Source organism: Vibrio sp. SSH13-20, assembly GCF_040104475.1.
GTDB lineage: Bacteria > Pseudomonadota > Gammaproteobacteria > Enterobacterales > Vibrionaceae > Vibrio > Vibrio harveyi.
In genome coordinates this window covers 848897-871516 of the sequence record NZ_JBECOU010000001.1, presented here as the reverse complement: position 1 = coordinate 871516, position 22620 = coordinate 848897, and the positions used below count along the sequence as shown (strand labels likewise).

General features: G+C 44.3%; 21 protein-coding genes. 10 read left to right on the top strand and 11 right to left on the bottom strand.

Translation table 11 applies throughout. From position 1 onward, the window contains the following. Window positions 1-181 precede the first annotated feature (181 nt). Genes ABMY42_RS03825 through ABMY42_RS03815 form a run of 3 tightly spaced genes read left to right on the top strand, consistent with a single transcriptional unit; the run spans window position 182 to window position 2552 of the window. Window positions 182-937: a 5-oxoprolinase subunit PxpA gene (locus ABMY42_RS03825; protein WP_349265998.1), complete on the top strand. Its 756-nt coding sequence runs from the start codon at window positions 182-184 to the stop codon at window positions 935-937. Continuing rightward, the gene (locus ABMY42_RS03820) at window positions 937-1620 is read left to right on the top strand and encodes a carboxyltransferase domain-containing protein (protein ID WP_047515782.1); all 684 of its coding nucleotides are present in this window, start codon (window positions 937-939) and stop codon (window positions 1618-1620) included. The genes ABMY42_RS03825 and ABMY42_RS03820 overlap by 1 nt, the downstream gene beginning before the upstream one ends. Further along, window positions 1617-2552 carry a biotin-dependent carboxyltransferase family protein gene (locus ABMY42_RS03815; protein WP_050935914.1) on the top strand — a complete coding sequence of 312 codons (936 nt, stop codon included), beginning with the start codon at window positions 1617-1619 and terminating at the stop codon, window positions 2550-2552. Before ABMY42_RS03820 ends, ABMY42_RS03815 begins: the two co-directional genes overlap by 4 nt. 33 nt (window positions 2553-2585) lie before the next feature. Here the strand turns inward: ABMY42_RS03815 and ABMY42_RS03810 are convergent, their stop codons facing one another. The 3 genes from ABMY42_RS03810 to ABMY42_RS03800 all read right to left on the bottom strand — a co-directional run bounded on the left by ABMY42_RS03810 (window position 2586) and on the right by ABMY42_RS03800 (window position 7522). Next, the gene (locus tag ABMY42_RS03810) at window positions 2586-4019 is read right to left on the bottom strand and encodes an FAD-dependent oxidoreductase (RefSeq protein WP_050903893.1); all 1434 of its coding nucleotides are present in this window, start codon (window positions 4017-4019) and stop codon (window positions 2586-2588) included. A 354-nt stretch (window positions 4020-4373) separates the two neighbouring features. Further along, entirely contained in the window at window positions 4374-6830 is a 2457-nt protein-coding gene (locus ABMY42_RS03805) for an FtsX-like permease family protein (protein ID WP_349265997.1), read from the bottom strand. Continuing rightward, window positions 6821-7522, bottom strand: a complete 702-nt coding sequence (locus tag ABMY42_RS03800; RefSeq protein ID WP_005451774.1) for an ABC transporter ATP-binding protein — start codon at window positions 7520-7522, stop codon at window positions 6821-6823. Before ABMY42_RS03800 ends, ABMY42_RS03805 begins: the two co-directional genes overlap by 10 nt. Between ABMY42_RS03800 and tesA the strand changes: the two genes are divergently transcribed. From tesA to ABMY42_RS03780, 4 genes are all read left to right on the top strand, one after another. Further along, window positions 7521-8123, top strand: coding sequence for a multifunctional acyl-CoA thioesterase I/protease I/lysophospholipase L1 (gene tesA / locus ABMY42_RS03795; RefSeq protein WP_005451772.1), 603 nt, complete (start codon window positions 7521-7523; stop codon window positions 8121-8123). The genes ABMY42_RS03800 and tesA overlap by 2 nt on opposite strands. 83 nt (window positions 8124-8206) lie before the next feature. Continuing rightward, window positions 8207-9406: an enoyl-ACP reductase FabV gene (fabV, locus tag ABMY42_RS03790; RefSeq protein WP_005451770.1), complete on the top strand. Its 1200-nt coding sequence runs from the start codon at window positions 8207-8209 to the stop codon at window positions 9404-9406. Window positions 9407-9624: 218 nt separating this feature from the next. Further along, the gene (locus ABMY42_RS03785) at window positions 9625-11535 is read left to right on the top strand and encodes an EAL domain-containing protein (protein ID WP_017189042.1); all 1911 of its coding nucleotides are present in this window, start codon (window positions 9625-9627) and stop codon (window positions 11533-11535) included. A 72-nt stretch (window positions 11536-11607) separates the two neighbouring features. Continuing rightward, window positions 11608-13263 carry an ABC-ATPase domain-containing protein gene (locus ABMY42_RS03780; protein WP_053050637.1) on the top strand — a complete coding sequence of 552 codons (1656 nt, stop codon included), beginning with the start codon at window positions 11608-11610 and terminating at the stop codon, window positions 13261-13263. A 102-nt stretch (window positions 13264-13365) separates the two neighbouring features. Here the strand turns inward: ABMY42_RS03780 and ABMY42_RS03775 are convergent, their stop codons facing one another. Together ABMY42_RS03775 and ABMY42_RS03770 are read right to left on the bottom strand one after the other, a co-directional pair. Beyond that, window positions 13366-13986: a DNA-J related domain-containing protein gene (locus ABMY42_RS03775; RefSeq protein WP_005451766.1), complete on the bottom strand. Its 621-nt coding sequence runs from the start codon at window positions 13984-13986 to the stop codon at window positions 13366-13368. A 113-nt stretch (window positions 13987-14099) separates the two neighbouring features. Then, the gene (locus tag ABMY42_RS03770) at window positions 14100-14939 is read right to left on the bottom strand and encodes a 2OG-Fe(II) oxygenase family protein (RefSeq protein WP_005451765.1); all 840 of its coding nucleotides are present in this window, start codon (window positions 14937-14939) and stop codon (window positions 14100-14102) included. A gap of 222 nt (window positions 14940-15161) precedes the next feature. On the opposite strand from ABMY42_RS03770, the gene ABMY42_RS03765 reads away from it, so the two are divergent. Further along, a complete protein-coding gene (locus tag ABMY42_RS03765; protein ID WP_005451764.1) occupies window positions 15162-15758 on the top strand; it encodes a DUF2238 domain-containing protein in 597 nt (198 codons plus the stop codon). On the opposite strand, the gene cutA is transcribed toward ABMY42_RS03765, so the two are convergent. From cutA to ABMY42_RS03740, 5 genes are all read right to left on the bottom strand, one after another. Beyond that, window positions 15720-16052, bottom strand: coding sequence for a divalent-cation tolerance protein CutA (gene cutA, locus ABMY42_RS03760; protein ID WP_017189039.1), 333 nt, complete (start codon window positions 16050-16052; stop codon window positions 15720-15722). The genes ABMY42_RS03765 and cutA overlap by 39 nt on opposite strands. A 9-nt stretch (window positions 16053-16061) precedes the next feature. Then, complete coding sequence (locus ABMY42_RS03755; RefSeq protein WP_005451762.1) at window positions 16062-16313, bottom strand: hypothetical protein; 252 nt, start codon at window positions 16311-16313, stop codon at window positions 16062-16064. After that, the gene (locus tag ABMY42_RS03750) at window positions 16297-18003 is read right to left on the bottom strand and encodes an SgrR family transcriptional regulator (RefSeq protein WP_272760489.1); all 1707 of its coding nucleotides are present in this window, start codon (window positions 18001-18003) and stop codon (window positions 16297-16299) included. The genes ABMY42_RS03755 and ABMY42_RS03750 overlap by 17 nt, the downstream gene beginning before the upstream one ends. A gap of 79 nt (window positions 18004-18082) precedes the next feature. Further along, window positions 18083-18316 (bottom strand): DUF3389 domain-containing protein, encoded by a 234-nt coding sequence (locus ABMY42_RS03745; RefSeq protein WP_009701825.1) that lies wholly within the window; start codon window positions 18314-18316, stop codon window positions 18083-18085. 16 nt (window positions 18317-18332) lie between these two features. Further along, on the bottom strand, window positions 18333-18767 hold the full coding sequence (locus ABMY42_RS03740) for a hotdog fold thioesterase (RefSeq protein ID WP_009701824.1): 435 nt from the start codon (window positions 18765-18767) through the stop codon (window positions 18333-18335). A 227-nt stretch (window positions 18768-18994) separates the two neighbouring features. Here ABMY42_RS03740 and ABMY42_RS03735 point away from each other — a divergent pair, with 227 nt between their 5' ends. Next, entirely contained in the window at window positions 18995-19780 is a 786-nt protein-coding gene (locus ABMY42_RS03735) for a M48 family metallopeptidase (protein ID WP_005451756.1), read from the top strand. Window positions 19781-19914: 134 nt separating this feature from the next. Here the strand turns inward: ABMY42_RS03735 and ABMY42_RS03730 are convergent, their stop codons facing one another. Beyond that, the gene (locus ABMY42_RS03730) at window positions 19915-20943 is read right to left on the bottom strand and encodes a site-2 protease family protein (RefSeq protein WP_050567825.1); all 1029 of its coding nucleotides are present in this window, start codon (window positions 20941-20943) and stop codon (window positions 19915-19917) included. Between the two features lie 412 nt (window positions 20944-21355). Here ABMY42_RS03730 and ABMY42_RS03725 point away from each other — a divergent pair, with 412 nt between their 5' ends. Then, window positions 21356-22606, top strand: a complete 1251-nt coding sequence (locus ABMY42_RS03725; RefSeq protein WP_005451753.1) for an outer membrane protein transport protein — start codon at window positions 21356-21358, stop codon at window positions 22604-22606. The last annotated feature ends 14 nt before the right edge of the window (window positions 22607-22620 follow it).

The window sequence follows — 22620 nt, the reverse complement described above, 5'->3', positions numbered from 1 at the left end:
TAAATCTCAATTATTAGACTGATTAGTCATGATTTTCTTAAAATTTCGGATCATTTCAAAGAACACGACGATCTTTTCACCATTTCATTTGATAATCTTCTTCTTGAAGAATGAAGTTAGTCACTGAACTTAAACGTAATTTCCTGCATTTTTAAAGCATACTTTGGACTTTTATAAACGTATGACATTGAATAACCAGCAACTGACACTGAATTGCGACATGGGCGAAAGCTTTGGCGCGTGGAAAATGGGTGCCGATGAGAGTGCAATGCCTCACATTGACATGGCGAACATCGCTTGTGGATTTCACGCATCTGATCCTAATGTCATGCACGATACGATTACTCTCGCTAACCAACACGACGTTGAAATTGGTGCTCATCCTGGTTATCCCGACCTACAAGGCTTTGGTCGTCGGAGCTTAAAAATGACCAACGATGAAATTACCAACATGGTGATTTATCAAGTTGGCGCGTTACAAGCTTTGTGCAAAGCGCAGTATACCGACATAGGGTACATCAAACCCCATGGTGCGCTTTATAACGATATGATGCAAAGCGATGGCGTTTTTCTCGCCGTAGTGAAAGCAGCGGCACTTTTTAAAGTTCCACTAATGATCCTCGCCTCTCAAGAAAATGAAAAGTATCTCGAAATAGCAGATGATTTTGATGTACCTCTGCTATTTGAAGCCTTTGCGGACCGTCTGTATCAAGATGATGGAATGCTCACACCCAGAACACAACCTAATGCGGTCTTAAACAGCGAACACGCTATATTAGAACAAGTCAAAATGCTTGCTGAATCAGGAAGAGTCAAAACGGCATCGGGTCAATATATTTTGTTAGAAGCTGACACAATTTGTGTCCACGGAGATAATGACGAATCCATCGCATTGATTCAAAAGATTCGCCAAAGTCTCTACACCGGAGGAAATTAATGAATCAAGGGCAGTTTTCAATCTCTCCTATCTCTGAATGCAGTATTCTGATTCGCTTTCATGAAGCGGTGACCGTCGAACACATTGGTGAGTTAGCACATCAGATTGCCGATAAACTTAGCCTCATAATCATGAATGTTGTTCCGTCATACCGAACTATTTTGATCGATTACCTGCCCTTTAGAATTAACGAATCCATCATCCTCAAAGAATTGAACCAACTCGTTACTCGTTTTGATGTCCGCTCGATGGATAATAAGCAACCTAACTACATTTCCATTCCGGTTTACTACTCAGAAGAGACCGCGCTCGATTTAGAACGATTCAACGATGCTGGTTTGCCGTTGGCTGAATTGATCGAGCTGCATACCAAAACGGTTTACACGGTATCAGCAATCGGCTTTGCGCCAGGGTTCGCGTTTCTTTCAGACTTACCAAAGGCATTACACATGCCACGACACAATACCCCCCGCACTCACGTTCCAGCCGGCAGCGTCGCGATAGCGGACAGTAAAACCGCTGTCTACCCTTCAGATAGCCCTGGAGGCTGGAACATCATAGGTCGAACACCCATCTCGTTGTTCACTGATACGCCTCCATTTATTCCTTTTGAAGTTGGTGACAAGGTCACTTTTGGTTCAATCACAAGACAGGAATACATCAATTTAGGGGGCAAATTATGAGTTTTTCAGGTTTAATCGTAGAGAAACCAGGTCCACTCTCATTGATTCAAGATTTCGGTCGTTTTGGGCTCGCGCATATTGGTATTACGCAAGGCGGTCCGGTTGATGATTACGCTTACAGTTGGGCAAATCATCTATTAAAGAATCCTGTAAATTGCTCAGTCATTGAAATTACGCTCGGGAATGCCAGCTTCAAAGCACTAGAAGACTGTCACCTTTCTATTTGTGGGGGTGATTTAAATGCTTCTATTGACGGAATAGCACTCACCAATTGGTCTGACTTTTCGTTAAAAAAAGGACAAACACTTAAGTTTGGAATGCCACGCAATGGTCTTCGAGCTTACTTAGCCGTGAAAGGCGGTTTTAATGTCGAGAAACATTTAGGGAGTTCATCAACAGTATTAAGAGAATCCTTAGGAGGCATCGAACAAAATGGCTTGGCATTGAAAGCTGGAGACATCATAGGTTTCAACCCACACGCACTCCCTAGCCGAAAGTCCAAGCAAATGACTTTTCGTTTTAAGCCTGATTATAACCTTCCTATCAAGCTTCGCGTTATTGAGGGTTATCAATACAACGACTTCTCTCAAGAAGCGATCGACCGTTTCTATTCCACGATATTTGAAATATCGCCAAACTCGAATCGCATGGGTTATCGCCTAGAAGGGGAAACTATCACTCCTCCTTACGATGGCATTTTATCTGAGGGTATTGCGCTTGGGTCTATCCAAATACCAAACGACGGGAAACCAATCATTTTGTTAAATGATCATCAGACTATTGGGGGGTATCCTAAGTTTGGCTGCGTCGCTAGGATTGATTTGCCGCGCTTGGCTCAGGCAAAACCGGGACAATCCGTGAGCTTTATACGAGGAGATAGACAAGGTCTACAAGATGTATGGTGTCAGTGGGCTCAATTTTTTGGTTATTGAGCCCTTCTAGTAGTTTAGTATCAAGCGCGGATGTTACATACCGTAGCGCTCTGCTAATGCTTGCGGATAACCACGCTCATAGGTCAGTTTGAGCGCACAATCCTCTACTTCTTGATCAGTCCAATGGACAGTCACAGGATGCTGCTGCTCGACGTTATCGCTAGGTTCAATATCAAACCAATATTGCGCCATTTTCTGCGCAGCGAGTAATGTAGACGACGCTTTAACCACTTCGATACGCGCGTAGTTATTTTCTTCAAACGTGACGTCCGCGGCTCGCAGTACTGGATCTGTCCCTGGGATCTGCTGAGCACCAAATAACGCCTTACCACCTCTTACTGCCGTATGATAATCTGGAATGAACTGCGCCATGTGTGCTATCGCATTGTCGGTACGCTCATCAAGTATCTCTTGACGCCAACCATGTCGTATTTTCGATAACAAACTTGTCGGTAGTTCTGGCTGCGCAGAAGCCTGTGAACTTTCGACTAAACCATCGTCAAACAACGTAATACCTTTGGTCATCCCATGTAGTTGAAAATAACCATCGCCATAAGGTGTTAATTGAGCCATGCCCTTATCAGTACCACGAGGACCATGGAAAATAACCTCTGGCCATTGTTGAGTACATTCGTTCCAACGAGTGACGTATGCTGCCTTAAACTCAACAAGACGTTCACGCCGGACACCTACCTTGTCGTCCACGACTCCGGTTTCAAAACCGCACGCATTCACTAAGAAGTCGCAGTTCAACGCATGTTCAGAGCCATCTTTTGTATAAGCCAAAGTCCAAGCAGAACCATTCCAATGAGACTCCACCAATTCCGCTTGTGTAATTACATCGACGTTTGGCATCTGCTCTAAAGTCATGTTCGCGATTGCAGCAAGACGGAATACGCTCCAACCATACTCTTGAACCGCCACAACCGGGTATTTAAGCTCATCTAGATCGGCATGCTGAGCAAATGGGATGCACCATTCATCAATGCTTTGAGGCTGTTCTGGTTGAGCTTGGCTCGCAAGTTGTAGTAACGCTTCCTTCGAGTAGAGTTTGTAGTACTCATCAGGTTCACCTAGAACTTGGTTTCGAGAGTCTTGGGCAACCAGCGTTTGGTAAGCACGTTTAATCACTTCCAGTCGTGGTAACAAAGTTTCTGGTTCACCACCGTCTGAATACGGAACAGCAATAATAGTCGGACGAATATTCAGTGAATGGGGATACAAGCGAATCGTCTCAATAGACTGGGTTAGAAGATCTAAACATTGTTGTTCAGAAATCTCTCGATACAGGTTGCCGCCGGCATGCAAATGGCATATTGGGGGACCATTCACCAACGATACCCCTTTTTCGATTACGGACACTTTAAAACCTAACTCGGCAAAGTGAATCGCAGCAGTTGAACCTGCTACGCCACCACCAACGATAGCGATGTGTTTATCTTTACGATTTGGAAACTCAGACTTCATTGCTTCACTGAAAATTTTATAAGGAGAAATCTTTACTTAGTGTCGATTCTACTCGGGTTTGAGTATGATTAAAATCACAAAAAGTTCATGGGTTTGCGTTTGTTAACGGTATACGTCAAAAGTTACTTTTGAGAGCAAAAAATTTCCGAAAAAAGTGCTTGACGAGGTTGTTAGGAAAGCGTGTTTTTGACCCTGTGTGAATAATATTTTTACGCTAACACCCATGGCATAAAGCCTGCGGAAACACCCCACTTTACTAACGACTCAGTTATCCCAAAAGTTATCCACCGTTTTTGTGGATAACTAAAATAAAACTGTCATGGAGTGCATCCGCGGTAGTTAAACGGAGGCTAATTAAGTGTTTACTGGCGTTAACAATCTTTTCAAAAGGCTCATTACCACTAAAGCAAGAACAACAAACGTAGCGAAAGGTAAAGCTATCCACAATTCAGGGTGGATCTGCGCATTAAGCTCAAAGCCATATATCATCACAGCAGCGACACAGAGCTCTGCTGCAAACACTGCAACGCCACTCGCCACCATTGCCATAATGCCGTATTCAGCCCATAACGTAGTGTTGATACGCTTCTTACTTGACCCCAATGTTCGATAGAGTCGAATTTCCTGCTGGCGTTGAGACAAACTCAAACGAAGCAATGTAAATATCAGCAAAAGACCAGCCACTACACCAAGCAATGCCAATATGGTGATTGCCGATACAATTTGTTGGATAAGTGTTTGGATTTTGTCACCCATGGTTCGAATATCGAGTACGGAGACCGTCGGATGTGCACGCGACATCGACGTCAACAATGCATTGTTATCATCGTCGATACGATAACTGATCAAATAAGAGCCTGGTAAGCTTGCCATCACGTCAGACGAAAAGATGAAATAGAAGTTAGGCTTCATATCACGCCACTCAACATGTCGAATGCTATCAACAGTGGCATCGAAGTTTTGGCTGTTAATGACAAACCGCAATTTGTCACCAAGTTCGATACCCAGTTCATCTGCAACCTGTGCTTCTACCGATACACTGGCTTTGTTTTTCCACTCACCAGATATGACATCGTTGTACTCAGGAAGTGTCTCCCCCCAAGTGAGGTTAAGTTCACGACTCACGGCATCTGAGCCTTGCCCCTCTGATTTAATCTCTTTAACGCTTACATCATTAATTTCTGCTAATCGACCACGAATGATTGGGAAGGCTCGTGACCGCGTCACGTTGTTTTTGTCCAATGTTTCTAGATAACTGTCTAGTTCGTAATCAGCGATATTCAAAGCAAATACGTTAGGTGCGTCCGCAGGAAGTGTTCTCGACCAATCAGCAAGAATATCGCTACGTACTAACCAAATTATCGAAAGTAACATCAGAGAAAGCGATAAAGCGCCAAACTGCAAACCACTGGTGACTGGTGTGCGATTGATTCGACTGAGTGCAAGCTTCATTGCTGGTCGAGTAGAAACTTGAGCAAATAACTTAGTAAGCGCAACGCTCGTTGCCGCAAGCACGACAAATAACATCGCAATGCCCGCAAGTACAATCCAAACCAGAGTGTTGTTTGCATAAAGGATAAGCAAAGGCACGACTGGCACTAAGATAAGCCACATGCGTTTCCAAGAGCGTTTGCCAGAACCTTGTTGAAGAACTTCTAGAGCAGGTGTTTTGATTAATCCGAGTAAGGGAATCCCAAGCGCTGGAACAGTAATAAGAACCGCTGATGCAACTGAAATCAATACAGGAGTGACACCGTAACTTGGCAGTGGATTAGGCAACAAATCCCTGAGGGGAATTCGCAATAAATACTCCAAACCACTACCTAATAGCAGACCAACAATACTGGCACTAAGCAGCAAAATAGTGACTTGAATCAAAAGCCACTTTTCAATCCAGCGGCGACTCGCCCCCAAGCTTTTCAACATTGCGATGGTTTGCGTTCGGCTGTTCACGTAGCTTTGGCAAGTCAAAACCAACGTCGTTGCCGCCATGATGATAACAATAGCAACCGTCAAAGACAGGTATTGAGTTGTTCGTTCGAAGACTTCGTTACTTCGACTTGCAGTATCTTGCGTTCTCCAGCGATCACTTGGTGACAATTCAGTACTGTCTTGCAGTTGCGTTAATGTTGCATCGTCGCCTTTTAAAAACAAACGATATTGAACACGGCTCCCCAACTGGATTGCCCCTGTTTTTTCAACATCGCTTTGATGAATATAGGCTGAAGGCATTTGTTGGAATGGGTTAAAGCTCAAACCTGGTTCCATCAAAACTGCACCTGAAACGATAAAGTCCGCATCACCAATAGTGACAGCGTCACCCTTTTTAACATCAAGCTGCGCCATGATGCGTTCATCAAGCCATAGCTGGTTTTCTTTGACGTGGCCGGCTGAGTTATTGTCCAAGACTAATTCACCCATCAGAGGGTACTGCTCATCAACGGCACGAACAGAGATAAGCTGCATGCCAGTATCACTGAATGCCATGGTAGCGAATCGTGTCATGGTAGAGCGTGGCATCTCGTCGGTAGCAGCCAACAAAGTATTTGGTATAGGATTAGCAGACACAAAAACAGCATCAGCTGTTAACGCATCTTTACCTTGCTTAACGATCACCTGCTCCATTCTTTCTGCCAGAGCCGAGAGCGCAAAAATACTGGCAATCACGAGAATCAAGGCAACACTGATCGGCCATAGGTTTCCTTGACGGATTTCACCGAGACTCCAACGTACTAAGCTTTTGTTTGGCGATTGTTTAGCCTGCTTAGGCATCTGAGTTGAGTCTTGCTCACTTGAAGAGATCACGGACATATCACCTCCTCCTGCAACTCGCCTGCTTCCATTCGATATACACGGTCACAACGACTGGCTAAATGACTGTCGTGAGTAACCAGTATTAACGTTGTGCCATGCTGTTCATTCAAATCAAACAGAAGCTCGATGACTCTTTCGGCGGTTTGATGGTCGAGGTTTCCCGTTGGTTCATCGGCAAACAGCAGTTCTGGCTGAGTCATAAATGCCCGTGCAAGAGCGACACGCTGTTGTTCTCCCCCCGACAATTGACTTGGTAAGTGGTCGAGACGTTTTTCCAGCCCAACCGCTGTCAGCAATGCTTTTGCTCTTGCATCATCTTCAGCTTCACCACGTAGAAGACAAGGTAACGTGACATTTCGTAATGCGCTCAAACTTGGAATGAGAAGAAAGCTTTGAAATACGAAGCCCAACGAGTCCGCACGAATTTTTGCACGAGCTTCATCGTCTAACTTTGAAAGCTCATGCCCTAATAAGGTGATTTCGCCTGAGGTTGGTGTATCTAATCCAGCGAGCAGTGTCATCAATGTAGACTTGCCCGCGCCAGAGGTACCAACGATGGCAATCTTCTCGCCCTTTCTAATGTCAACATTTACATTTTTAAGGATTGTTAAATGTTCTTGATTAGTAGAGACTTGTTTAGAAACTAAATTAGCTTGAACAATAGGTGCTTTAAGTACAGGTGTTTGCATGATTCGTATACTTTCCTTAGTTCTTTTTTTCTGTCTTTCCGTTTCTGCGCAGGCGAACGAAAAGTTGCTTGTTTTGGGTGACAGCCTAAGCGCTGGCTATCAAATGCCAATCGAAGAGAGTTGGCCTAGCTTACTTCCTGATGCGTTACTAGAACATGGTCAAGATGTAAAAGTTGTAAATGGCAGTATCTCAGGAGACACCACAGGTAACGGTCTTGCGCGTTTGCCAGCTCTCCTTGAGCAGCACACTCCTGACGTCGTCCTTATTGAACTCGGTGCCAACGATGGTCTTCGTGGATTCCCACCTAAACTTATTACGTCGAACTTATCGAAAATGATTACCATGATCAAAGATTCTGGTGCGGATGTTGTGATGATGCAAATCCGTGTGCCACCAAACTACGGTAAGCGCTATAGCGATATGTTCTACGATATTTACCCTAAGCTTGCTGAACACCAAAAAGTGGCTCTGATGCCCTTCTTCTTAGAGCACGTCATCATTAAACCTGAATGGATGATGGATGATGGTCTGCACCCAAAACCAGAAGCTCAGCCTTTTATCGCAGACTTCGTTGCGCAAGAATTGGTTAAACATCTCTAATTTTGATGGTCTAGCTCAATAAGTTTTACCAAACTTTACGTTACTCTACTCGGCATCTTATTCACCAAGGTTAGATAATAACAATGCAAATAGAACCGTTAATTCAAGGTGTTGTAGCTCGATCGGCACATCCGTATGGGTGCCGCGCTTCCATCAAAGAGCAAATTAATTACGTAAAACAAGCTCCGCAGATCCAACATGGTCCCAAACGGGTTTTGATCATCGGTGCGTCTTCCGGCTTCGGATTGGCTGCTCGCATCGCCCTCACCTTTGGCGGCGCTGAGGCCGACACGATCGGCGTTTCATTCGAGCGTGGACCATCTGATAAGGGCGTTGGTAGTGCTGGTTGGTACAACAACATTTACTTTAAAGAAGAAGCGACTCATCACGGTCGAACAGCAGTAAACATCGTGGGCGATGCTTTTTCTGATTCTGTGCGCAACCAAGTAATCGAAGCTATCGAAACTCACTTTGAAGGTGAAGTAGATTTAGTCATTTACAGCTTGGCGACTGGTGTTCGTCCGAAGGCAGAATCTGACGAGTTTTGGCGCAGTGTCATCAAACCTATTGGTGAATCTGTCACTGGTGCATCGATTATGCTGGAAAACGATCAGTGGATAGACTCCACTCTTGCTCCAGCATCAGAAGAAGAAGCTGAAGCAACAATTAAGGTGATGGGCGGAGAAGATTGGGAAAGCTGGATCGATACGCTGATCAACTCTGAATCGGTGGCAAAAGGCTGCAAAACGATCGCCTTCTCTTACATGGGACCCGAAGTCACACACCCAATTTATCTTGATGGCACGCTAGGTCGTGCAAAAGTCGATTTACACCAAACCAGTCATGCATTGAACATAAAGATGGCAAACTTTGGTGGTGGCGCTTACGCGACCGTGTGTAAAGCGCTTGTCACAAAAGCGAGTGTGTTTATTCCTGCTCTCAGTCCTTACCTACTCGCTCTGTATCGTGTGATGAAGGAAAAAGGCACCCACGAACGTTGTATCGAGCAAATGCAACGTCTGTTCACGACGAAGTTGTACGACCAAGAAAAAGTACCTGTCGATGGTGAACGTTTGATTCGAATCGATGATCTGGAGTTAGATCCCCAAGTTCAGAAAGAAGTCAGTGAACTTCTTTCACAAATGAACGCAGATAACTTCAAACAAGTGGGTGACTATGCTGGATTCAAAGACGAATTTATGAAGCTAAATGGCTTCAACTTTGAAGGTGTCGATTACTCTCAAGATATATCGATGAAAGCACTCAAGGCGCTCAAGCCATAGGCTTGCACTTGGATTCTAGCGTCTCACTACTGAGATAGTGCCAAGTATTTCAAAGTCCTGAAAGGTTTTCAGGACTTTTTTTTGTTTCGGGTTCTGCCGTCCCTATACTTAAACTAAACGAATGGTTAAATAACTACTCAACAACAAGAATAAGCTCACATAAAAATTACAACGACTTTCATTCACAGGACGTGAACTTACGGGAAAGGATTACCTTTATGGGCACATTGCAAACCTTGGATTATGAGATCCCCGATTCAATGCGGAGAAGTTGGCAAAACATCGTCAACTTGTTAGCCCGCATTGCGGATGTTCCCACTACGCTTATCATGCGTGTGCATCCAGAGCATATCGAAGTCAATACCTCTAGCGAAACGGAAAATAACCCCTATAAAGTGGGTGACAAAGAAGCCCTTGGACATGGTCTGTATTGTGAACATGTCATTCAACACAAGCGCGAACTCCTGGTCTCGAATGCACTCAAAGACCAGGAATGGAAAGACAACCCGGATATCAAACTTGGTATGATCTCCTATTGTGGGCTGCCTTTGTACTGGCCGAACGGTGAAACCTTCGGTACCATCTGTATGCTAGATACTAAAGAGAACCAATACAGCGACACCTACCGTGAGTTATTAAGTTCTTTCAAAGAATCTATCGAGGCGCAACTTGCGGTTGTATTCCAGCAACACAAATTAGTAAGGCTAAATAGCGAATTAAAAAACAGAGTCGAAACGCGCACTACCGACCTTGCGCAACTCAGTTATTCATTGACGAAAGAGATCGACAGACGCAAAGCTGCCGAGAAACAAGTCAACTATCAACAAACTCACGACCAAGGCACTGGTTTTCTTAACCGCGCTGCTTTAGAAGAACAACTAGACGAAGTCATTGAGTCCATCAACCATGACGATCAATCTTTGGTCGTGATTAACATTGGATTCAGTAACGCCCGTAGCATCCAAACCAAATACGGATTCGAAGCTTTCGACGAAGTGTTGAAGGAGTTTCGCTTTCGTCTTGGTCACAGTGAATCCAGTTATTTTGTCACAGGGCGACCAAGCTCCAACGATCTTGTGCTCATTGTTTCAGGCGAAGATATCGAGCCGAAAGTCCAACATTTACTCGACGAAATTACTCATGTGAGCGTTGGCAATTTTTATATCGATGACAATGAAGTGCATCTTCATTCTTACATTGGTGTCGTCCAAGCTCATCGAAACAGCCATGCCAAGCAACTGCTACAAAATGCTTGCTATGCAATGTTGTTGTGCAAAGAGTCTGGCGAGTCATACAATTATTTCTGCGAAAGTCATACGCAAGATCTCAACAACCACAATCAATTAGAAAGCTATCTTCTACAGGCAGTTCGTAATGATGACCTGATGTTGTACTTCCAACCTAAGGTGCTTCCCCACACGCACAAATGGATAGGTGCAGAAGCGCTGTTACGTTGGCGTCATCCTGTCTTAGGTGATGTCTCAAATGAAGCGCTAATTCATATGGCAGAGCAAAACGGCTTGATCTTTGAGGTGGGTTCATTCGTTTTACGCACAGCCATAGACAAAGCCAAGCAATGGTCTGAGTTAGTGGATAACTTCAAAATTGCCGTTAATGTTTCGCCTATACAATTGCAAAACGTTAACTTTGCCGAACAGATAGAACATCTACTTGAAACCTTCCATCTACCAGCACACTTCCTTGAGCTAGAAGTGACTGAGAGCGCTTTAATCGCAGATGAAGTCGTTGCACGTAACACGTTGAATAAACTACACAAGCTTGGCGTTACACTGTCACTAGATGACTTTGGGACAGGCTATGCCTCTTTCAGTTACTTGAAGAAATACCCTTTTGATGCGATTAAAATTGATAAAAGCTTTGTTCAGCAGATGGAAAAATCTGACGATGACAGAGCCATTATTTGTTCCATTATCCATATTGCTAAAAAGCTTGATCTCCAAGTTGTCATTGAAGGTATTGAATCCAGCCAACAAGAGCAGTTTCTAATTGGTGAAGGCTGCGATATCGGACAAGGTTTTTTGTATGGTAAGCCAATGCCTTGTAATGAATTCGAACAAAGTTTGTTTAATCAAAACCTATTAGGTGGTCAATACACCTATTCTTCCTAAGCATTTCCTTTACTCTGTTGGCGGTGGTTTCTATAATCGCCGCCCGCTTCCAATAAAAAGGCCATTATCTTCATGGATCAGTTGACTGCCACGCTTAAGAAAATCGAAAAGCAGAACTACCGCGCATACCAACAAATCAAAGGTCAATACGACTTCGGTGATTTCGACTTGTACATCGACTACGTACAAGGTGACCCGTACGCATCTGCTTCTCGCCTACGTGCAACTCGCGCGTGGTCTTTGACCGGTCTCGAATGGCTAAAAGATGAATCTCCAGCATTCCAGCGTGCAGCTCGTGACTTCATTGCGCGTAGCTTTGATGAGTTTGCAAAGCAAGAGAATACCGTAGCTATCTCACTTAGCGGTCAAACCGTTTTGGACAATACGGCAGTACTTTTCACTGAAGAAGGTATTGAGCTTCGCTTCCGTGTTAACCTACCAGCTGAAGGTCGCTCTGTTCTTGGCAAAAAAGCGAATAACATTCTGACTTTCTACTTGCCGAAGTTTATTCGTCGCGCAACATTAGAGCGCGAGCTGAACAAAGACGCATTGATTGAGCACTGTAAAGTGGTTGAGGACCAAGCGTCTCTGCGCGAGCAACTTGAAGCAAACAATCTAGTCGCTTTTGTGGCGAATGGCAGCATCCTTCCGCGTATTGCAGGTAACTGTGACTTGCCGATGAAAGACGCGGTTGAATTTAAAGCGCCAGAGTCACTTCAAGTAACTTTGCATGCGCCAAACAAAGGTTACGTAACAGGTTTGGGTATTCCAAAAGGCATCACATTGATTGTTGGTGGTGGCTTCCACGGTAAATCAACGTTGCTAAATGCGATTGAACGCTCTATTTACGATCACATCCCTGGTGATGGTCGCGAATACATCGTCACTGATGCGAACGCGATGAAGATTCGTGCAGAAGACGGTCGCTGCGTTCATCACTTGAATTTATCTAACTACATCAACCATTTACCAATGGGTAAAGATACGGCAGATTTCTCTACGCAAGACGCTTCTGGTTCAACCTCTCAAGCCGCTTGGTTGCAAGAATCTATCGAGGCCGGCGCTAGTTCACTGCTTATTGATGAAGATACGTCAGCAACTAACTTTATGATTCGTGATGAACGTATGCAGGCATTGGTTGCCAAAGGCGACGAGCCTATCACACCTTTGGTAGATCGCATCGGACAATTGCGTGATGAGCTTGAAATCTCGACCATCATCGTTATGGGTGGCTCAGGTGACTACCTAGACGTTGCAGATACCGTTATCCAAATGCACGATTACCAAGCAGTTGATGTAACAGAAAAAGCGAAGCAAGTTATTGCACAGCATCCGACTCAGCGCCACAACGAGTCAGAAGAAAGCTTGCAAACATTCCGCCCTCGTGCGTTAAACCGTGTAGCGCTAATGAACATCCTGACAGACGGCAAGTTCCGTGTGAATGCAAAAGGCAAAGATTCTCTTCGCTTCGGTAAAGAATTCACAGATCTAAGTGCGCTTGAGCAACTTGAGTCAGCGGATGAAGTAAACACGATTGGTTGGTTGTGGTTCCAAATTGCTCAACTTCCGGGTTGGTGTAACCACCCTGCAAAAGAAATCGAAGACATGCTTACTGGTGAATGGTACGCGACCTTGCCTAAACAAGGCGACTTAGCGAAACCTCGTACATTGGACGTAATGGCAGCGCTGAACCGTATGCGTAAGTCTCAGTTCAAACCTTCTCGTTAATACCCAACGAACAGCTAACAAAGGCAGCGATAAACGCTGCCTTTTTAATCTTGTACGAATCATGACGCCCAACACGTGACAATGTAACTTAAAATGAATTCATTATCCGTTTCGAAGTACGTTCCAAGCATTGCATAGCACTCTAAACCTATCTGCATTACCGTTCTCTCGGTCTGGGTGCCAACGTAATGCCAGCTTACGCCATTGTCGGCGAATCTCAGTTCGGGTTGCGTCTGCATCTAGCTCAAATAAATGTAGCGCTTTACTTCGGTCTAGGTCATCAGAGACATTTCCCCCGATGTAACGTTGATATCGACTCCAGAAATCATTAAGTAGTCGGCGCACCTCGCCTTCGTCCGCTTCGTAGTTCTTCCAATCAAGGTAATACTCTCTTAGAGGATCATTGGTATCAACGCTGTGGCGAGAGGCTTCTATGGCGGACATAAGCACAATATTCATTGCTTCAACTTGCAACCAACCATCGGGATAAAGCGTTTCTTGCAATTGATAGAGCGCGTTCATTAATAAGAAATTTCGCTTGAAAAGATCTTTATCCGGAGATTCATCTAACTGTTGTATGTAGCCCTTTTGGCTGAGCTCATGAGCTAAAGTATGCACCTTCCAATTTGAAGGCTGCTTTCTGAGGATGTCTAAAATGGGCCACAATAATGGGTTTTCCATGTATTGCTGACTGTTTTGGCAAACATTGAGTTGTTCGTCCATGTATCCCCTAACCGTTTAAGTACCTGTTATATAAAGCTAGTCAATTTGTACCATAAACACAAAAAGGCTGACAGTCATAAACCATCAGCCTTTTGAAGCAAGATCTCGTTAACTTAAATAACGCCTAATTCTCTTAAACGTTCCATCAGGTAGCTGTGCGCAGTGTAACGCTCTGAAAGTACCGTATCTGGTTTCGGGTGCAAGAAAAGCGGAAGCGAAATACGCGACTTTTCTTGGCGACCGCCGGTTGGGTTAATCACGCGGTGCGTTGTTGACGGGAAGTAGCCACCAGACGCCTCTTGCAGCATATCACCGATGTTAATGATCAAGTTACCGAAGTCACATGGCACATCTAACCAGTCACCTTCTTTGCTCATTACTTGCAGACCAGGTTCGTTTGCTGCTGGCAGAACCGTTAGTAAGTTAATGTCTTCGTGCGCGGCAGCACGAATTGCGCCAGGCTCTTCTTCACCCGTCATTGGTGGATAGTGAAGAACACGAAGTAGCGTTTTATCGCTGTTGTTAATCATCTCTGACAGCGCAATTGAGAATTTCTCTTGAACGTCTTTTGGTGCGTATTCTTCTACCCAACCAAGCAGTTCTTGAGCGAATGCATTAGCGCGCTCGTAGTACTCTAAAATCTCTTCTCTTAACTGTTCTGGCATCTGACCCCAAGGGTACACGTGAAAGTACTCTTTGATGTCTTTGACTGAATGACCTTTCGCAACTTCAGAAACTGATGGTGGAAAATATCCGTCTTGTGTTTCAACATTGAAGTGGAAATCGTTCTTTTGCTCTGAGCAGAAAAACTCGTACCAGTTTTTGTAAATAGATTCGACCAGCTCTTGAGGAATTGGATGGTTCTTAAGAACACCAAAACCCGTTTCGCGCAGTGAGGTGACGAACTGTTGAGCAGCATCGTCAGCAAGATAATCGACAGTTTCCAGTTTCATGACTTTACTTCTTTTTTATTAGACTGAACGGTGAATTCTATGGATGGGTATGTTGTAAATCAAACTTTAATGAAATGTTTACGCGCAAACGTTTTATTGTTGAGCAGTTTGGCAATATATCAACATAAAAAGTAATCATCTCCTTGTTAAATTTATTAATTGCACACCGTTCAATTAAGTGTAATCATAGAGCCAGTATTTAATTGAAGGATCAATTTCTGTATGAAAAGCACTTCTACCCTGTTGGGTTTGACCATTTTCTACGCCATCGTTTTTCTATATTCTGCACTCGAGCCAAGTTCACGCGCAGTTTGGTTCGCGGAAATCGTACCAGCTATTGGTATTCTTATTGCCATTTGGGCACTGTCTATTCGCTATCAGTTTAGTAACACAGCCTATGTACTGATGTTTATTTGGTTATGCCTTCATACGATCGGCGCAAAATATACCTTCGCAGAAGTCCCATTTGATTGGTTTAATAACTTAATTGGCTCTGAGCGTAATAACTTTGACCGCGTCGCTCACTTTTCTATCGGCTTGTATGCCTATCCTATTGCTGAATATCTAATTAATAAGAAAAGGATCAGTTCCGGATTTGCATCTTGGTTTGCGTTGTTTGCGATTATGTCACTCGCAGCTGGTTACGAAATCATTGAATGGTGGTATGCGGCAATAGCTGGTGGTGATGAGGGTATTGCCTTTCTGGGTTCACAGGGTGATATATGGGATGCCCAGAAAGACATGTTGTGCGACACCATGGGAGCAATTGTGTCGTTACTTTTACTGACAACTCAGCGTCGACTGGCGAAGCCATTCTAAATACGGGTTAAAACCTTCGACAATTGGGACCTGTACGATTTGAGCGACCTCATACTCGTGCAGGTCTTTTATTTTATCTTCTACTAATGCATAGAGATCTTTGCGTGTCTTGATGATCAACAACCATTCATTGTCGCTGCAGACTTCACCTTTCCACACATAGTGACTCTCTATTGCCATCGTCTGAATGCAAGCGGCTAACTGCCCTTCCAGTAGCCCTTTGATGATTTCGTCCCGGTTCTTCTCTGTACCAGAAGTACTCAAAACCATACAGTATTCGTGTTGTTCGCTCATAACTTACTCTTACTTCATCGTTACCTTACCACCAATCATCTTGTAGGCAGGCGTTCCTCTTACTAAGGTGTCTCTTGCAAACTCTTGTTCACAACCAGGGCAAATGCAAGGCGTGTTGGTAAAGTCTTCGACAATACGTTCCTTAAAACATTTAACGAGGGCACCTTTGCCGCCCTTGCGGTACTTGAACAGCTGCGCTTTACATTTGGCGCAATATATCTCGACGGTTTTAGTCGGTTGCTTCTTATTCGGTTTCGCCATCTTTCTCTATTTTTGGTTTTACCCATACGTTGCTGAAATCGAACCACCCTAGCGCATTGCATTTGGCGTTTTGTAGCGCACCACTATGGTCTTTGTTTACGCCTAGCCAACAATGGAACATAGGGATCACTTGGCAGCTCTTCACAAGTTGCCTACCTAACTCACGAGCTGGGAAATCGCTGTGTTGACCAGCACGCCATTGATCCACCAGCCCTGCCCAACCAGAGAAATCATATCCGGCACTGAATTTGTCAATGTCACTGTAATCTAACAACCATCCTGCGAGCGCATCGTTACGGTTGGTGGCGATCCCCATTGCTTTGATCCAAATATCCACTTCTTCTGGTGACGGTGGTTGCGTGTCATAACGGATGAACTCAACCTCAACACCATGTGGCTTTAGCAAGGTTTTGATCGCTTTAGCAATAACAGGAAACATTGGGTGCTTCTTTTGGTAAGCGACGTAAATGACTTTATCTTTCTGAGGTACTTCACCCGCAACACTTGGTCTCAGATCGATCCAGCCCGGCTTCAAACCAAAGGCTTGTAACACACCCAGCTCTATGATTTTGTCTTGAGGTACATGAGCATACACCTGGTAACTGTTTAATGTTTGACTAAGAAACTCAGCCCAACGTGGGTCTTTTGCAACACCTGTATTTTTATTCAGTAGTAAGAAAGTGCAACCGGGATCCAGCTCAACCTCGTCAGTAGAGGCTTGTTTATCCATTTGGGGTTTGGTCAAACTTGGGTAAACCATTGACGAATAGGCTTCATCGATCACCCACACCTCTACTTGGTCTAACAGAGGACGTAACCCAAAGTAGCCATCAAACGCAGTCAAAATTAAGCGCTTGTCGTCATTTACTTTAACTTGGAATGGTCCAGTCCCTACTGGCTTTCTATCGAATTCTTCCGAACGCAGCGTGCTCGGTAAGAGTACTTTTGCTTGGGATTCACTCAGAGCAAGTGGTAAGTATTTATCTGGACGAACAAGATGAATATCCACCGTCCAAGGCTCTGGCGACATTACATTTTCGATATGAGAGAAAAGATTCAACTCGCTTAACGCACTAATACTCTCAATGACACAGTCGGTGGTCAGTAGTTCACCGTTATGAAAACGAACACCTCGACGTAAATAGAAACGCCAATGAGTGTCTGAAAGCGCTTCCCAATAATGCGCCAAATCCGGTTGGAGGTGTTCATTATCATCCAGTCTAGTTAATCCACTGAATACCTGACGTGCGATATGCTGCTCAGAACGGCGCATCGGCTTTTGAGGGTTTAACATCGCAAGTGGTCGGTAGTACGGCAAACGCACAACTTGCTCACCTTGACGATGTTGGAGACCAAGATAACCTTGAATAACTTGGGTAAGCTTGGCGGCGTCATTATCTAGCGCCTCCAATGCTTGACCAATTTTACCTTCATCTAGATAACGGCGTGCGAGGTTCTCGCTAACATCACTGCGATTACGTTTAAAAATGAGTGTAGAAAGCTTTCCTCGACCAGCGGCAGGATGCCATTCAATCCACCCTTCTTCCTCTAATTTATTGAGGACGATTCGAGCGTTTCGGCGAGTACAGAAAAGTGCATCGGTAATATCTTCGAGTTGAACTTCCGTGTTATTACCAGAGAATTTTTCAAACAGTGTTTCGAATTGAACACGTAAACGAGGGCTACTCATAAAGAGGAAATTTTAGTTTTCATAACGATAAACTAAGTTTCCTCATTTTTTGCAAAAAGTGCAAACCTAGACATGCAAATTATTGAATGTCGATACCAATTTCTTGCGCTAGTTGGCGTAATTGATCTTCATCATCGAGTTTGATCGACCATTTTGTTTCTGCACCATGTGCCAAAACAACGTTTGCACCACGACCAAGTAACTGAATCGCATCAACTTGTGCTTGCATTGTAACCATGCCGTTACCATTGAGTTTAATAACGACTTCTCGCTGCGTTGCGATGATTTTACCAAGAGAAAATTCAATAACCATGTTCGTCTTGTACTCGTTAATGTGACTTTTCTTTTTGGTGTTTCACGGCGATCGTCAGTCGGCTGGTGCAAACTAATCGACCTCGTTCATCAGCGATGTCGATTTGCCACACCTGAGTTGAGACGCCGAGATGAACGGGCTTTGCAGTGCCAATGACATAGCCGCTGCGCATTGCACGGACGTGGTTAGCATTAATATCTAATCCAACGCAATAACTGCCTTCTCCAACACAAAAGTTTGCAGCGAGCGAGCCTAAAGTCTCTGCCAAGACGACAGACGCACCACCATGAAGCATACCCAGTGGCTGATGCGTAAAACTGCAAACAGGCATGGTTGCTGATAACGAATCATCAGTAAAATCGGTGTAAACGATTTGCAGATGCTCCATCATGGTGTTTTTTGATGTGGCGTTAAGAATGTCCAAGTCGATTGGCTTTTTCCAGATACTCATTTGTTCGCTCTTATCTCATCCAGTATTGCACTGGTGCTCAGTCTTTAAAAGTGCGTCTAGCATAGACCTGAATGCATCGCTACTTCAAGGCGCAACGCATTACATAATGTGATTTATGTATTCCCAAATAACCTAGAGATACGTCGTTAAGCGAGAATGGCTTAAAGTTTCTTTACTAAGCGTTATACTATTGGTACAAAACAGAAAAAATACTTATGGACCCCATTATGAGAACATGGATTAAAGCCTCAATTCTTATGACCGTTGCTGGCTTAACAGCATGTAGCGCTTCACCGACAGGTCGAAACCAAATCTTGATGTTTTCCGACCAAGAGATGTCTTCTCTCGGTGCCAAATCTTTCGAGCAAATGAAGAAAGAAATACCGATTAGCAAAGACAAAAAGACCAACGCTTATGTTCAATGCGTGGCGAAGCAAATCACAGACACTATCCCTCCTCAGCCGGGCTTTAAAGATTGGGAAGTGGTGGTTTTTGATAGTGACCAAGTCAACGCCTTCGCCCTTCCTGGAGGGAAGATTGGTGTATACACGGGCTTATTGAAAGTGGCGAAGAACCAAGATCAGCTAGCGACCGTAATTGGTCACGAGGTTGCACACGTACTTGCTGACCACAGTAATGAGCGTCTATCTCAAAGCCAATTAGCAAATGCTGGATTGTCTCTAGCCAATGTCGCAATTGGTGCATCTGAATATAAACAATACCAACAAATGACAATGGCAGCGCTTGGGGTTGGCGTGCAATATGGGGTAATTTTACCTTACGGTCGTACGCAAGAGTCCGAAGCAGATATCGTGGGTTTAGGGTACATGGCGAAAGCAGGTTTCGATCCAAATCAAAGCGTCGATCTTTGGAAAAATATGAGCGCGGCTGGTGGCGCCCAACCGCCAGAATTTTTCTCTACTCACCCATCACACAGCACGCGTATTCGTGATTTGCAGGCGACGATTAAAACGCTACCAGCTTCAAACGTAAAAGCACCGAAATGTGGTTAAATTGCTTAGCCAATCTAGTGTAAGCAACCTACTACTCTCTAGCTCGCTTTCTCAAACGAGTTAAACGAGCAAATAGAAGTCAAAAAGAAAGCTCCATTGGGAGCTTTCTTTTTTATTTAATGCGCATTAGCCCTTTACGTACCAAGGATTTGCAGTGGCAGGCTTAACAGGCTGTCGCCAAGACCCGCAAAATACCAAATGATAGCGATGAAGCCTCCAATGGACACTAGATACCAAGCGAAAGAGAAAAGCTGCCCATATCGAGTTAAAGGCAACAGATGACTATGGTGTCTTGTGCGCCACTCCACCACAACTTCCAACATCCCCATGATGAGCAAGAATCCCAACAACGTTAAACCGAATGCGTAGCTAATATAGATACCCAATGCTGCAGTCGCGACGCTACCGGCTAGACCAATCCATGAGTTCATGGAGAAAGTAATACTCTTCAGTACATGTCCACCGTCTAGAGGTAAAATCGGCAATAGGTTAAAGAGGTTTAACAAGGCGTTAAATACCGCAAGGCCGGCAAAGATCATCTCTCCCGTCACCCAGTACAAAATTGTAAATACAATACTCAACACCAATCCAAAGAAAGGTCCCATGATCGAAATAACAACGTCTTGCCAGCGTGTATTGATCTTTTCATCGCTCAGCGCCAACCCGCCCAAAAAAGGAATGAGATATATCCCCTTCGTTTTCATACCGAAGTATTTCATTGCACGGATGTGCCCGTATTCGTGAAAGACCAGGCATGCAACAAGCGCAAGCGCGAACTCTATCGAGAACAACCATGAGTAGGCAGCTAAACTCGCAGACGCTAACGCAACCTTAATCACTTTCGCACTCTTAAGCGCTTTCATTCCCAGCGACACAAGACCAATGATGCTAAAGCGCTTTTCTGTTGGTGGCGGCTCAACTGGAACTTGTTGCTCAATATCCTTTTCATTACGAGTTCCTTCAGCCACAAGAGCCTCATTAACCGTAGCTTGATATTTGAAGTCAAAGGGTTGCCAATTTAACTCACAGCTCAGTTGGCAGTTCAATACCTGCTCTCCAGAAGAAAGTTTGAATTGATGTTGCGTCTTGCCGGAATCATCATCACTAGCATCAATTTGTGATACCAGAGTGTTATCCCAAAACAGTTGTTGCCAACCCGCCATAGAACCTTCCAGCCTAAGCGATTTCCCCAAAAATTCGATGTGTAGTAATTCCAACGCGATTTCCAATGCGATAAACACAAAGTGGGAATTATGCCTGTAATGGAATAGAACGCAAAGCATGTTAACAACAGGTGTTTGGTTAGCGATTAACCATAAGATTTACAAAACAAGTCTGGTCGTACCATTTGCTATAAAAATATCACCATAATACATGACCTTATTAATTGCTGTTTGACCTATGCATCAAATTTAAAACGCAATATACGTCTAATCTTTGACAAGATAATAAACATACAATTAACATTATATTTACATTGCAGTTGTAATTCTAACCGACAGCAACTGGTGTAAAAGGCATACAACAAATACAAAGACTTCGGTCTAACATAATGACACCCTAGGAGGGTCAAGGATGAACAAGAAGCACTGCTCTCTGCTTACAATTTCAATATTGTTTGCGTGTAATGCCCAATCTGCGGGCTTTCAGGTTGCTGAACACTCGGCATCTGGTCTTGGTAGAGCATTTTCAGGTGAAGGCGCGGTTGCGGATAACGCAAGCGTTTTAGCGCGTAACCCGGCTGCGATGACACTTTTTAAAGAAGCTCAGTTTTCAGGTGCGCTATCCATCGTCGATCCTGAAGTTAACGTCTACGACACTTACCATAAAGAACATGCAAAAGACGTAGCTCCGCTGCAAATCGTTCCTGCTGGCTACTACATTAGCCCTATTAACGATCAATGGGCTTGGGGTCTTGGTATGTTCACAACCTACGGTGTTGCCACTGACTACCCGAATGATATCTCTGCCGGTGATATGGCAGGCGATACTTCTTTGCTGTCTGTAAATATCAACCCAAACATTGCTTACCGCATCAATGAACAATTCAGTGTTGGTGGTGGTATTAACCTTGTCTACGCGCAAGCGGAATTGACTCGTCATAAAGGTGCCCTAGCTCCCCTATTTGGTCCTGGTAGTAAAAAGTCTGACAACCTAATTGGTATGGAAGGCGATACGTTTGCCTGGGGCTGGAACATCGGTGCGCTATATGAGTACAACGAAAATAACCGCTTTGGTTTCGGCTATCGCTCTAAAGTGGATTTAGACTTCGACAATGGTGAGTTCAGTAGCTATGACTCTGGCATCGCAACGGCACCAAAAGTCGATGGTCGACTACAAATTTCGCTTCCTTCTATCATCGAACTATCTGCATTCCACCAACTAAACGACAAGTGGGCTATCCACTACGGTTGGCAGCAAACAGATTGGAGCACATTTAAAGAACTAAAAGCGACGAGCCCACAATGTAACGACGGCACCGCTGGTCAATGTTTCTTTAAACCTGAGAAATACGAAGACAATAACCGCTACTCTTTCGGTGGTACATATACTCTGAACAATCAATGGACATTACGCGCTGGTATCGCATTTGACGAACAAGCGGGTAAAGCGACGTTGAGTATTCCTGATAGCGACCGTTTCTGGTACAGCGCGGGTGTGACTTATGTAATGCAAGAAAACTTAAGCTTCGATGCTGGTTTTGCCTTTGTTAAGAGTAAGTCTGGCTCGTTCACTGAAACAAACGCAGCAGATCAAGAGATCACATTTGATTCAGAAGGTACGGCTTACATCAGTGCTGTACAGATGAACTACACCTTCAAATAATCAGGATTAACGGA